A 12,460-nucleotide genomic window follows, 5' to 3' on the forward strand; every position below is an offset into this window, starting at 1 on the left:
CCGGCTACCGTAGGTGTGTGAGCGAGATCCTGGACGAGGCCTACGCGCGGCTGCACCCCACTGGGCCGGAGTGGGGTGACGAGTTGTCCAACCACGGGCCGATGGCCGTCGAGGTGCTGGTGCGCCGGGGGCATGCCGACCTCGTCCCCCGCTGGGTCGACCGCTACCTCAACCGGCTCGACGAGCTTCCCGCGCCCACCGGGGTCATCACCGACTGGCAGGACGCGCTGGGGGACTTCTCCCGGCTCGGCGACTGGGTCGGGTACTTCCACAACGAGACCCAGGAGCGGCCCTGGCGGGACGTGCTCGCCACCTGGTGGCCGCGGCTGCTCCCCGGCATCGCCGCGGGCGCGACGCACAGCGTCATCCGGGTCAGCCATGCCCTGCGGGTGTTGCTGGCCGGGGATGAGAGTCCGCAGGCCGTCGCCGAGTTGGTGCACGGGCTTGCCTGGTGGGCGGCCCGGTCGACGGTCATCCCCAACACCGCCGAGCCCCGGGGCGGGCTGGCCACCAAGGCGGCCTTCGACGCCGTGCCGCGCATCCCCAGCCAGGACGGGCAGCTCGCCAACCGGTTCGGACAGCTCGCCGAACTGCACAGCTTCCCCAGCGCCCTCGCCGCGCTCAAGCCCGCCGACACGCCCGAGGAGGCCCGGCGGCGGCTCACCGAGCTGGTCGACGCCGCCACCCTCACCTACCTCACCCACGGCCACGGCAGCCCCATCCTGCTCGTGCACACCGCGACAGCGCCCAACGCCGTCCTGCACGCGTTGCCCGCGCTCCCCGAGGAGCAGTGGGCGCCGAGCCTGACCGCCGCGTGGGCGGCCAGCGCGGCGCTCATCGCCACCTACGCCCCGCGCGAGGCCGCACCCCGGGAAGTGCTCCCCGACGCGCCCGAGAGCGCCGCCGCCGTCCTCGACCGGGCGGCCGAGAACGGCGACGAGCACGTCATCAAGTTCACCGACACGGCCGCGGAGGTGCACGCCCGCACCGGCGACCCGGACGCGCTCGCCGCCGCGGCGCGCATCCAGGAGTTCATCAGGCCACGCTGACCAGCGTCCGTTCCCGGATGGCTGGCGCGATCCACAGCTGCGCCACGGTCGCCACCACCGACAGCGCGGCCAGCGTCGACCACAGCACCGCCTGCCCGATGCCGAGCAGCCACGTGCCGAACACCGGCGAGATCAGGTTGCTCAGCGAGAACGCGAACCCGTACACGCCCATGTAGCGCCCGCGCAGGTGCGGCGGGGCGAGGTTCGTCGCGATCGCCGCGCTGACCCCGGTCACCACGATCTCGCCGATCGACCACACCACGACGGTCGCGGTGTAGCCCGCGGTGGACGAGACGAACATGGTCAGCCCGAAGCCGAGGCCCACCACCGCCATGCCGACCGCGGCGACGGTGCTGTGGTCGAACTTGCCCAGCCAGTTGACCACCAGCGGTTGGACCAGCACGATCACCACGCCGTTGGCCGCCAGCGCGATGCCGTACGCCGTGGGGTCGAGGCCGTCGGCCCGCATCGCCAGCGGGAGGGTGATCATCGACTGGTGGTAGACCACCGCGTAGGCCAGGGTGATCGCCACGAAGACCATCATCACCCGGTCGCGCGCCACGTCCCGGAACGAGCCGGGGACGTCCGCGCGCGGCGCCTCCTGGGAGGCGGGCACCAGGAACCACACCAGCAGGCCGAAGACCACGCAGGACACCGCGTCGATCCAGAACAGCCACAGGATCGCCGACTCGGCGAGCAGGCCGCCGGTCAGCACGCCGCCGGTGAAGCCGAGGTTCACCGCCCAGAACAGCAGCGCGAACGCGCGCGTGCGGTCCTTGGTCGGGATGATGTCGCCGACCAGCGCGCTGGACGCGGGCCGGTAGATCTCCATCGCCACGCCCAGCAGGAACATGCACGCCACGATCACCGCGATGTTCTGGCTGTAGGCCAGCACCAGCATGATGACCGCGGTGGCCAGCATGCCGCCGGTCAGCGTGATCCGGCGGCCGTAGCGGTCGGCCAGGTGCCCGGACAGCAGCTGGGAGAAGAACGCGCCCGCGCCGAACACCGTCAGCACCGCGCCCACCTGCGCCAGCGACAGCCCGCGCGACCCGGTGAGGTAGAACGCGAAGAACGGCTGCACCATCGTGCCCAGCCGGTTGATCAGCGTGCCGCCCCACAGCACCCAGTACGAGCGCGGCAGCCCCCCGAACCGCTCGCGCAGCGCGCCCCTCACGACCCGCCGCCCTCGACCGTGATCGTCACCGTGTCGGCGTACTGCTTGGCCAGCGGCTCGACGGCCTCGTCCAGCGGCAGGTCGAAGACCACCGACGCCGAGCGTGCCTCGGAGTCCGTCTGCGGACCCAGCACGTCGCCCGGCACGACCGTCACCAGGACCGCGTGGTCGGCGGGCGCGGCGTCGGCGGCCTGCGGGGTGAACACGGGCCAGATCTCGTCCCGGCTCACCCACGACACCGGGCTGCCGGTGCTGGTCACGTCGCGCAGCGTGCCGTACGGGTGCTCCAGGTAGACCTGCGCGGCGCGGCGGCGCGGCTCGGGATAGGAGGTGGGCTCGCCCAGCGCCAGGTCGATCATCACCGGCTCCAGCGGCTCGCCGGTGGCCAGGTGCCAGAGGAACGTGATGGCGTCGCCGGGCAGCCGGGTGGCGATCTCCATCAGCACCGGGCCGTTCTCCGAGAGCCGGAACTCGGCGTGGCTGATGCCGTCGCGGAACCCGATGCGCTTGAGCGCGGTGGTGTTGGCCGCGATGAGCGCGGCGCGGTCGGCGTCCGGGATCGGGGCGGGCGAGGTGTGGCCCATCTCGGTGAAGAAGATCCCGCCGGACTCGTTGGTCTGCTTGGCCGTCACCCCCGACCACAGCACCTCGCCGTTCTGGGTCAGCGCCTCCACGGAGAACTCCGGGCCGACGACCCGGCTCTCCACCAGCACGGTCTCGTCGTCGGGGTAGGTCGCCAGCACCGAGGGCAGGTCCTCGCGGGCCTTCACCTGGCGCACGCCCAGGCTGGAGAAGCGCGCGACCGGCTTGACCACGACGGGGAACGACAGCCCCTCGCCGACGGGCCCGGTGCGGTCGGCGGGCGTGACCACCTCGAAGGCGGGCGACAGGTCGGCCATCGCGGTGCGCTGCAGCAGCTTGTTGCGGCTGATCCGGCTGGCGGCCATGCCCGCGCCGGGCACGCCGAGCAGGTCGCCGACGACGCCGACCGGCTCGACGAAGAAGTCCCCGACGCACAGCACGGCGCGCACGTCGTAGCGGCGCAGCAGGGGCTGGATGCCCGGGACGACGTAGTCCACCTTGGCGTCGGCGACCTCGACGACGTCGGCGAGCAGCGACAGCGGGTGCTCGGGGTCGGCGCGCAGCTCGGCGAGCCGGGCGGGGTCGGTGTGCGGGGTGACGACGAGCAGCGGCGCGTACCCGCGGCGGTGGGCCTCGGTGATGAGGCGGAGCTGCCGCGCGACGATGACCAGGTCACCCATGAACAGGATGGCGGGCGGGCGGGTGTTCATGAGACGAGATCCTTTGTGTGGGGTGTGCGGGCGAGGATTCCCAGTGCGGTGCGGGCGATGGTGTCGTTCTGCCGGAACGACACGGCGTTGGTGCGCGGGGTGGCGAACGTGGCGAAGTGCCGCACGGTGGTGAACGGGCCGATGGCGAAGCGGCGCGGGTGCGCGCGGCCGTCCCTGTCGATGACCCGGAAGTCCTCTTCGGACACCCGGAGCAGTCCGGAGCTGTGCCGGAAGTCGCCGTCGGCGAGCTCGTCGTCCACGGCCTCCCCGCGCTCGTAGAGGCCGTGCAGCAGCGGGTCGGTGGAGCGGCCCTGGGGCAGCCGGGCCTCCACCAGCGCGGTCGCCTCGATCGAGCCCGGCGCGCTGGTCCCGCCCGCGCGGAACACGCCGCGCTCGGGGTCCGGCTCGACCCAGACGCCCGCGCCGAGGAACCGCACGACGCCGGCCTCGGCGAGCGCCAGCAGCTGGCGGTTGCGCTGGGCGGGCGGGCCGCTGGTGTAGTACTCCAGGAACCCCTGCCACCAGCCGTGCACGTCGCGCACGAGCGAGCGGGCCGAGAGCTTCCCGGTGACCGAGGACGCGCGCAGCTCGCGGTTGACCGACAGGATCGCGCGCGTCGCGCCGAGGTCCGGGCTGTGGATGAACTCGCCGCGCCGCCGCAGGTCCGCGGCGATGTGCGCGCGCAGGTGCGGCTGCAGCTCGGCGAGGCTGGGGAAGGTCAGGCCGCGCAGCGGCTGGTCGATGGCGACGAGGTCGAGCCGGTCGGCCGCCTCGGGCACCGTCTCCGCCACCAGGTCGGGTATCCGCTCCCACGGCAGCCGCGCGTACTCGGCGGCGAACCGGTCCCACCCGCACATCACGCGCGTGGGGTGGGCGGTGAACAGCTCGTGGTAGTAGCCCCAGCCGATCTCCTTGGCCATCAGCGGCCACAGGTCGGCGTGGAAGTCGATCCGGTCCGCCCCGGCGAAGCGGCGGTCCAGGTCGGCGGCCGCGAAGAACCTCGGCAGCGGCGCGGGCCGCCCGACCAGCCGGTAGGCGATCTTGGCCCGGTACGGCACGCCGCGGCGCGAGCCGACGTGCAGCACCGGCTCCCGCCCGCACGGCAGGTACCGCAGCCTGCCCGCCTCCGTGGTGTACGCGCCGCCACGGCCCTCGGTGAGCAGCGCCATGACGTCGATGAAGGCCGCGCCGAACCCGCGCAGCACCACCTTCTCGCCCGGGCGGAACCCGGACAGGTCGGCGTCGGCGGTGTAGGCGCTGGGCAGGTGGCGCAGGCCGTGCCGGGCGGCGAACGCGCTCATCCGCACGTCCTCCGCCGTCGGCTCGGCCTCCTGGTGGCCCATCGCCAGCACCACCAGGTCGGCGGCCAGCGGCTCGGCCCGGTCGGCCAGCCACACCAGCTGGCGGCCGCCGGGCTCCTCGGTCAGCCCCGTCGCCGACGTGGCGTGCACGACCACGTCCACGCCCTCGGGCCGCTGCGCGACCAGGTGGTCGAACACCCAGCTCAGGTACCGGCTCTGCACCTGCCTGCTGGCGAAGCTCATGCCGAGCACGTCCCAGTGGGTGCCGTCGGCGGCGGCCCACTCGCTCAGCGACGGGCCGGGGCGGATCGGCCCGTCGCAGGTGACGCTCTCGTCGGTGAACATCGTGATGTTGCCCGCGAGGGCGTTCATCCACATCAGCGACGACTGCTCCAGCCGCCACACCCGGCCGCCCCCGGGCGGGAACGGGTCGACGAGCTCGACCCGCAGCGGCGTGCCGGGCAGCAGGTCGCCGACGTTGGCCAGCAGCCGCTCCAGGATGCCGGTGCCGCGCGGCCCGGCGCCCACGATGACCACCACCAGCGGCTCAGCCACGGCTCACCCTTCGAGGACGTGGCCGTCGTGCGGCCGGTGGTCGCGGGAGCGGCGGAAGTCCGCGGTGACGAACGTCCGCTGCAGCCAGCGGTCCTCGCCGTCGTAGCGCGGGGTGAAGTCGGTGCGCCCGTGCACCGTCACCCGGTTGTCCACGATGGCCAGGTCGCCCGGGGTGAGCCGGACCGTGCGGGTGGCCTGCTCGAAGGCCCGCCCCAGCTCGCCGAGCGCGACCTCGGCGCGCGGGGTCAGCGGGGTGGTCGCGGCCAGGTCCACCCGCAGGTCCGGGTCGTCGGCCGCGCCGTGCAGCACCGCGTGCGGGACCGACGCGCCGTCGCCGCCGAACGACGGGGGCGGCGCGGTCAGGAACTCCGGGCTGGCCAGCGCGGCGCGGGTGTCGGGCGTCAGCAGCGGCAGCACCTCGCGCACGCACACCGTGCGCAGGCCCGCGATCCGGTCGTGATCGGGGCGCAGGCACAGCAGGAGCACGTAGTCCGGGCGGTGCCGGTGGAAGGCGTTCTCGTTGTGGAAGGTCAGCAGCACCGACCCGGCGTTGCCCTGGAACGTCTCCTTGCCCGGCACCGGAACCACGTCCTGCACCAGCGCCCCGGTCTTCTCCGCGCGGAAGGCCGTCGGCTCGCCGAGCTCGCAGGCGATCATCATCAGCACGGCGGCGGGCACGGTGACCATCCGCTGCACCGAGCCGTCCACGGTCGGCGTCGGCGGCAGGGACTCCGCGTCGATCGGCAGCCCGCGCAGCAGCAGGGTGCCTGCGTCGCCCGGGTCGCGGCGGAACGCCCGCAGCGGCCTGCGCAGCGCGGCGGGCAGCTCCGCGCCCGCCTCCCGCGCCGCGGTCACCCAGCCCGGGTCGTCCACCTGCTCGTCGCCCCAGAAGCACAGGTCCAGCGCGAGGCGCAGCACCTCGCTCGCGTCCAGCGCGGCGGTCTGCACCGCGCCCGTCGTGGTCGTCATCGCTGACCCGCCTTCGCCAGCAGGGGCAGCGCGAACGGCAGGACGGCCGTCTCCTCGCCCGCCTCGAACGGGCCTGCGGACTCCCCGAGGTCGACCAGGATCGGGGCCGCGCCGCGCAGCAGCGCGCGCACCTCGAAGAACAGCCCGCCCAGGTCCGCGCCGGACTCCGCGGCGCGCACCAGCCGGGGCAGCTGGTCGGCGATGTAGGCCGCCGCCCGGTTGAGGCTGTAGCCGTCGAGTTCGTAGCAGGCGCGGAAGCGGTCCAGCATGGCCGAGGCGCGCTGCCGCGCGGCGTCGGGGACCGGCTGCTCGATGCCGTCCGCGCCCGCCTCGGCGACCGCCTTGCCCAGCAGGCCCGCCAGCCGGTTCCACGGCTCGACCAGCCGCGAGCCGGTGACCTTCTCCAGCGCTTCCCGGCCGAAGTTGGTCTGCTGGTGCTCGGGCGCGCTCAGCGCCAGGTAGAACCGGATCAGGTCGCGCGGCACCTCCTCCAGCAGGTCGCGCGGGTAGACGACGTTGCCGAGGCTGGTGGAGAACTTCGAGTTCTCCAGCTCGTAGAACTCGTTGGAGATGATCGCGTCCGGGAGCACGTACTTGCCCTCGTGCGCCATGAGCAGCGCGACGTGGGTGAAGCCCCAGAAGTAGATGTTGTCGAAGCCGATGAAGTAGACGACCTCGGCGTCGCGCTCGGCCCGCCAGTGCTCGTCGTCGGCGGCCACCTGCTGGCCGATCTGCTCGGCGGCGTAGGCGGTGCAGTACATGACAGCGGGGATGCCCTCGGCCCACGCGTTGATCGTCTGGCCGGGCGTCTCCGGGAACGGCGCCGGGATGCCCCAGCCGACCGGGTAGGTCACCGGGAAGTCCGGCAGCGGCCGGGCGAGCAGCTCGCGGACGAGCTGCACGGTGTGCGGGCGCATCCTGTGCTCACGCGCGCGGTAGAACTCGGTCAGCTGCTCGCGGTACTCCTCCATGGGCAGCACCAGGATCTCCGCGTCGCGGACGGTCACCGGGTCGTCGGTGTCCATCGTGGAGCGCGGGTCGAACAGCTCGTCGAAGTTGTTCGGGTGGCCGCACGCCTCGCACAGGCCACCCCGGCTGAACACCAGGCACAGCGGGCAGTCCCCGCTCACCAGGCCCTCGACCAGGAACTCGCCGGTGCGCTCGTTGTAGGGCAGCGGGACCGTGCGGGTGCGGAACTTGCCCGCCGCGTGCAGCGGGGTGAGGAAGTCCAGTACAGCGGCGCGATAGCGGTCGTCGAACGGCGCGAATCCGTCCAGCGAGACGCCCATCGCCGCGAGCGTCGCGCGGATCTCGTGCCAGGACCGCTGGCCTAACTCCTGCGGTGTCAGCCCTTTGCGCCGAGCGCTGGCCAGCACATAGGTCTGGCTCTCGTCGGTTCCGGTGGAGAACACCACGGGGCGGCCGGTGGCGCGCAGGTAGCGGGCGTGCACGTCGGCGGCCATGAACGGGCCCGCGATGTGGCCGACGTGCAGGTCGCCGTTGGGGGTCGGCGGGGTGTCGATGATCAGGGCGGGGCGGTTCATGGGTTCAGCCCTCCCGGTGGCGGGCGGCGAACGACTCGGTCATCGCCTCGTCCCACCACACCGTGTACATCTCGAAGTCGGTGTCGGTCTCGTTGATCACTTGGTGCTCGGTGAACGGCGGGAAGTGGACGATGTCGCCCGCGCTGAAGCTGCGCCGCTCGCCGTTGGACTCCAGGACCGCGGTGCCGTTGACCGCGATGAAGATCTCGTACTCGTGGTGGGCGTGCCGCTCCGACGAGGCGCCGGGCTTGATCACGCACCACGCGCCCTCGAACGGCGCGTTGACCGCGTTCCAGGGCATCAACCGCTGCGAGTGGTTGTTGTCGGGGCCCAGTCGATCCCGGTCCAGTCTGCGGATCTCCACGACGTCTCCTTCTCGGTGGTCCGCCGGTTTCCGTGGCCGGCGCGGTCTGCGGTGATGTCGGCGAGGATGTCCGCGGCGCGCACGGACATGACGCTCAGCAGGGAATCGCTGATGCCGTGCGTGGCCTCGTTGACGCCCTGCAGGTAGCAGGCGGCGGGGCCGACGCGCAGCCGGTAGTCGCGGGTGACCTCCACCCTGGGCAGGCCGAGCGCGCCCGCCAGCCCGCGGACGAGCGCGGGCATCCCGCGCACGAACCCGGTCCCGAGCAGCACCAGGTCGCAGCGCAACTCCTCGGTCCGGCCGGTGCGCCGGTCGGTCAGCTCCAGCACCACGTCGCCGCCGTCCTCGTAGGCCGCGGTGACGTCGGTCATGGTGGCCACGCGCATGCGGTCCGCGCCGCCGAGCCGGTCGAGGTAGCGCTGCCGGTAGAGCCGGTCCATCAGGTCGGGGGCGAGGCCGGAGTAGTTGGTGGTGTGCATCTCCCGCAGGATCTGCTCGCGGGCCTCGGGGCGGGCGGTGAAGAACTCGTCGACCGCCGAGGGGTAGAAGTACTCGTTGCTGAACTTGCCGTTCTCGTAGGTCTTCGGCGCGATCGAGCGCATGACCAGCGTCCGCGTGGTCACCGGGAGGTCGGTGGCGACGGCGTCGAACATCTCCGCCGCGCTCTGCGCCCCGCCGATGACCGCGACCCGGTACGCCCGGTCCCTGGGCAGTTCGGCGATCCGCTGCACGTACTCGGTGCTGTGGACGACCCGCTCGCGGGGGAGCGTGGCGTACTCGGCGGGCACGTACGGGTCGCGTCCCGCGCCGACGACGAGGTAGCGGCTGCGGATCGCCGAGCCGTCGGCCAGCCGGGTCACCCAGGCGACCGGTCCGCCGTCGGGGCCGCGCTCGGCGTCGATGCCGACACAGCGCCTGCGGTATTCGACGGACACATTCGCCATCGAGTCGGCGGCCCACTGGAAGTAGTCGGAAACCTCCGTGCGATAGGGCTGGAAAGTCCCGAGGTTCACGAACTCGTTCAGCCGCCCGACGGAGTGCAGGTAGTTGAGAAAGGAAAACCGGCTGCGCGGGTCGCGCAGCGTGGCGAGGTCCTTGAGGAACGAGACCTGGCTCTGCGCGCCGGGCAGCAGCATGCCGCGCTGCCACACGACCCGGTCGGCCTGCTCGATGACGAGGGAGTTGGCGGCGAGGTCGGCAGGCCCGGCCTCGTCGACGGCGGCGGCGAGGGCGAGGTTCGCAGGCCCCGCGCCGATGGCCAGCAGTTCGACGTCCCGGTCGGGGGCGCGTGATTCGGCCATCCTTCTTCTCCTCAGCAGGGGGTGGTCTGCGGAATTGCTCTTTTCCGCATCTTGTTCCCCGCTTTCGCCGGGTCGCATCTTCGGGAATGCCACACCGGATGAGCACGTTCGGAGACGGGCCCGGGCGGGTACGGCGGTATGGTCCGGCACATTCGCGGAAGGGAGCGTTTCGTGAGCGTCACCATCTGGTTCGACCCGAGTTGCCCGTACACCTGGCGGACTTCGCGGTGGCTGCGCGCGGCTGCGGGCCGCCGCGACGAGAAGGTGGTCTGGCGGTTCCTGAGCCTGGCCGTGCTCAACGAGGGCAACGACGACGTCCCCGAGCGCTACCGGCTGTCCCACCAGCGCGCGCTGGCCGCGCTGCGCGTGCTCGCCGCGGTCGACGGGCGGCACGGGCAGGACGCGGTCGACCGGCTCTACTCCGCGATCGGCGAGCGCGTGCACGGCCCGGCCGACCGCTACCTCGACCGGGACGTCCTCGTCGAGTCGCTGGCCGAGGCCGGGCTGCCCGCCGAGCTGATCGACGCCGCCGACGACGCCTCGCTCGACGCCGTCGTGCGGGAGAGCCACGACGCGGGCCAGCAGCGCGTCGGCACGCCCAGCGGCAGCCCCGTGGTCGCCTTCGACGACCACCCGGCGTTCTTCGGCCCGGTGCTGTCCTCGGTGCCCGCCGACGCCGACGCCGACCAGGCCTTCGAGGGATTGCGCCTGCTCAGCGGCGTGCGCGAGTTCAGCGAGGTGAAGCGGGCCCGGGACCCGCTGTCGTGACCGGCTACTTCGAGTACCTGCACACGATCGAGTTCGACGAGGTGCAGGTCACCAACGTCCACTTCAGCACCTATCTGCGCTGGCAGAGCACCTGTCGCGACCGGCTTTTGCGCAAGGTGTCGCCGCCGGAGATGCGGCTGCGCATCGATAAGGCCGAGTGCGAGTTCTTCACCCTGGCGACGGTGGACGACGAGCTGTCGGTGCGGATGCGCCTGGAGGAGCTGACGCCGACGCAGCTGCAGTTCACCTTCGATTACGTGCGCACCTCAGACGCCTGCCTGGTCGCGCGCGGGCGTCAGCGGGTCGCGTGCGTGGTCGGGACCGAGGAGGTCCTGGTGCCGCCCGGGGTGCGCGCGGCGGCCCTGCCCTACGCCGAGACGCCCGTGGCGGGCTGACCCTCGTAGACTCGTCTGGTGCTCGAGGAACTGCGGCAGGTCGAATCCGAACTGGACACCCGCTGGCCGGAAACCAAGATCGAACCGTCGCTGGTCCGGATCAGCGCGCTGGCCCACCTGCTGGGCGACCCCCAGCGCACGTACCCGGTGGTGCAGATCGCGGGCACCAACGGCAAGTCGTCGACCACCCGGATGATCGACGCGCTGTTCACCCGCCTCGGCCTGCGCACCGGCCGCTACACCAGCCCGCACCTGCAGCTGGTCACCGAGCGCATCGGCCTGGACGGCGCGCCCATCGACCCGGTCCGCTACGTCGAGGTCTACCGCGACGTCGAGCCGCTGCTGGCGATGGTCGACGGCAAGTCCGAGGTGCCGCTGACCAAGTTCGAGGTGCTGACCGCGATGGCGTACTCCGCCTTCGCCGACGCCCCGGTGGACGTCGCCGTGGTGGAGACCGGGCTGGGCGGCTCGTGGGACGCCACGTCCATCGTCGAGCCCCGGGTGGCCGTCGTCGGGCCGGTCGGCATCGACCACGTCGAGTACCTCGGCCCCGACCTGCTCGGCATCGCCAGGGAGAAGGCGGGGATCATCAAGCCCGGGTCCATCGCCGTGCTCGCCGAGCAGGACCCCGGCGTCGCCCGGGTGCTGCTGGAGCGCTGCGCCGAGATGGACGCCACCGTGGCCCGGCAGGGCATGGAGTTCGGCGTGCACCACCGCGACGTCGCCGTCGGCGGGCAGATGGTCGCCATCCAGGGCCTCGGCGGGGTCTACGACGAGATCTTCCTGCCCCTGCACGGCGCCCACCAGGCCGACAACGCCGCCCGCGCGCTCGCCGCGGTGGAGGCGTTCTTCGGCGCGGGCGCCGACCGCAGGCTGGACATCGATGCCGTGCGCGAGGCGTTCGCGACCGTGGTGGTCCCCGGCCGGATGGAGCGGATGCGGACCGCGCCGAGCGTGTTCATCGACGCCGCGCACAACCCGCACGGCGCCGCCGCGCTCGCCGCTGCCCTCGACGCCGAGTTCGAGTTCCGCAGGCTGGTCGGCGTGGTCGGGGTGATGGCGGACAAGGACGTCGCGGGCATCCTGACCGCGCTGGAGCCGGTGTTCTCCGACCTGGTCGTCACCACGAACAGCTCGCCGAGGGCGATGGACCCCGACCTGCTCGCGGGCCTGGCCGTCGACGTCTTCGGCGACGAGCGGGTCACCGTGGCCCCCCGGCTGGACGACGCGGTGGAGACCGCCGTCGGCATCGCCGAGGAGACCGACGACCCGAACGAGCCGGTCTCCGGCGGCGGTGTCGTCATCACCGGCTCCGTGGTGACCGCGGGCGAGGCCCGCACCCTGTTCGGCAAGGAGCCCGCGTGAAGGATCCGATGAAGGGCTTCCGCGGCGTCATGTCCGCGATGCTCCTGCTGGAGGCCATCGTCCTGCTGCTGGCCGTGCTGCTGCTGGCCAAGCGCGACGACATCGGCCAGGGCGAGGTCTGGGCGGTCGGCGTCCTCGGCCTGGCGATGGTGGCGCTGTGCGCGTTCGTGCGGCAGCCGTGGGCGCTGGGCGCCGCGCTCGGCATGCAGGGCCTGCTGGTGCTCGGCTTCCTCATCACCCCGGCGATCGGCATCATCGGCGTGCTGTTCTCCCTTGCGTGGGGCTGGGTGACGTGGATGCGCCAGGATGTCCTCAAGCGCATGGCGGAAGGCAGACTGCCTGGTCAGCAGTAGTCTGGCCGGGTGGAACTCGACGACCTG

General features: G+C 72.5%; 12 protein-coding genes. 5 read left to right on the plus strand and 7 right to left on the minus strand.

Annotated features, from left to right (window positions below; translation table 11 throughout):
- Window positions 1-17: 17 nt before the first annotated feature.
- Window positions 18-1,049, plus strand: a complete 1,032-nt coding sequence (locus tag Actkin_RS06795) for a questin oxidase family protein (RefSeq protein WP_258906403.1) — start codon at window positions 18-20, stop codon at window positions 1,047-1,049.
- Here Actkin_RS06795 and Actkin_RS06800 read toward each other — a convergent pair.
- Genes Actkin_RS06800 through Actkin_RS06830 form a run of 7 tightly spaced genes read right to left on the minus strand, consistent with a single transcriptional unit; the run spans window position 1,036 to window position 9,552 of the window.
- Complete coding sequence (locus tag Actkin_RS06800; protein WP_258906404.1) at window positions 1,036-2,226, minus strand: MDR family MFS transporter; 1,191 nt, start codon at window positions 2,224-2,226, stop codon at window positions 1,036-1,038. The two genes, Actkin_RS06795 and Actkin_RS06800, sit on opposite strands and share 14 nt — an antisense overlap.
- Entirely contained in the window at window positions 2,223-3,518 is a 1,296-nt protein-coding gene (locus Actkin_RS06805; protein WP_189212139.1) for an ATP-grasp domain-containing protein, read from the minus strand. Before Actkin_RS06805 ends, Actkin_RS06800 begins: the two co-directional genes overlap by 4 nt.
- On the minus strand, window positions 3,515-5,374 hold the full coding sequence (locus tag Actkin_RS06810; protein WP_258906405.1) for an FAD/NAD(P)-binding protein: 1,860 nt from the start codon (window positions 5,372-5,374) through the stop codon (window positions 3,515-3,517). The genes Actkin_RS06805 and Actkin_RS06810 overlap by 4 nt, the downstream gene beginning before the upstream one ends.
- Before the next feature lie 3 nt (window positions 5,375-5,377).
- The gene (locus Actkin_RS06815) at window positions 5,378-6,343 is read right to left on the minus strand and encodes a TauD/TfdA family dioxygenase (RefSeq protein ID WP_189212137.1); all 966 of its coding nucleotides are present in this window, start codon (window positions 6,341-6,343) and stop codon (window positions 5,378-5,380) included.
- Window positions 6,340-7,887 carry a class I tRNA ligase family protein gene (locus Actkin_RS06820; protein WP_258906406.1) on the minus strand — a complete coding sequence of 516 codons (1,548 nt, stop codon included), beginning with the start codon at window positions 7,885-7,887 and terminating at the stop codon, window positions 6,340-6,342. Before Actkin_RS06820 ends, Actkin_RS06815 begins: the two co-directional genes overlap by 4 nt.
- A gap of 4 nt (window positions 7,888-7,891) precedes the next feature.
- Window positions 7,892-8,251 carry a cupin domain-containing protein gene (locus Actkin_RS06825; RefSeq protein WP_189212135.1) on the minus strand — a complete coding sequence of 120 codons (360 nt, stop codon included), beginning with the start codon at window positions 8,249-8,251 and terminating at the stop codon, window positions 7,892-7,894.
- Complete coding sequence (locus Actkin_RS06830; protein ID WP_258906407.1) at window positions 8,188-9,552, minus strand: SidA/IucD/PvdA family monooxygenase; 1,365 nt, start codon at window positions 9,550-9,552, stop codon at window positions 8,188-8,190. Before Actkin_RS06830 ends, Actkin_RS06825 begins: the two co-directional genes overlap by 64 nt.
- A gap of 171 nt (window positions 9,553-9,723) precedes the next feature.
- On the opposite strand from Actkin_RS06830, the gene Actkin_RS06835 reads away from it, so the two are divergent.
- From Actkin_RS06835 to Actkin_RS06850, 4 genes are read left to right on the plus strand one after another with little or no spacing between them, the layout of a single operon-like run.
- On the plus strand, window positions 9,724-10,320 hold the full coding sequence (locus Actkin_RS06835) for a mycothiol-dependent nitroreductase Rv2466c family protein (RefSeq protein WP_189212133.1): 597 nt from the start codon (window positions 9,724-9,726) through the stop codon (window positions 10,318-10,320).
- Complete coding sequence (locus Actkin_RS06840; RefSeq protein ID WP_189212132.1) at window positions 10,317-10,715, plus strand: acyl-CoA thioesterase; 399 nt, start codon at window positions 10,317-10,319, stop codon at window positions 10,713-10,715. Before Actkin_RS06835 ends, Actkin_RS06840 begins: the two co-directional genes overlap by 4 nt.
- A 15-nt stretch (window positions 10,716-10,730) precedes the next feature.
- The gene (locus Actkin_RS06845) at window positions 10,731-12,080 is read left to right on the plus strand and encodes a bifunctional tetrahydrofolate synthase/dihydrofolate synthase (protein WP_258907872.1); all 1,350 of its coding nucleotides are present in this window, start codon (window positions 10,731-10,733) and stop codon (window positions 12,078-12,080) included.
- Complete coding sequence (locus Actkin_RS06850; protein ID WP_229787095.1) at window positions 12,077-12,433, plus strand: DUF4233 domain-containing protein; 357 nt, start codon at window positions 12,077-12,079, stop codon at window positions 12,431-12,433. The genes Actkin_RS06845 and Actkin_RS06850 overlap by 4 nt, the downstream gene beginning before the upstream one ends.
- Window positions 12,434-12,460: the final 27 nt, after the last annotated feature.

Source organism: Actinokineospora sp. UTMC 2448 (assembly GCF_024760565.1).
Taxonomy (GTDB): Bacteria; Actinomycetota; Actinomycetes; order Mycobacteriales; family Pseudonocardiaceae; genus Actinokineospora; species Actinokineospora fastidiosa.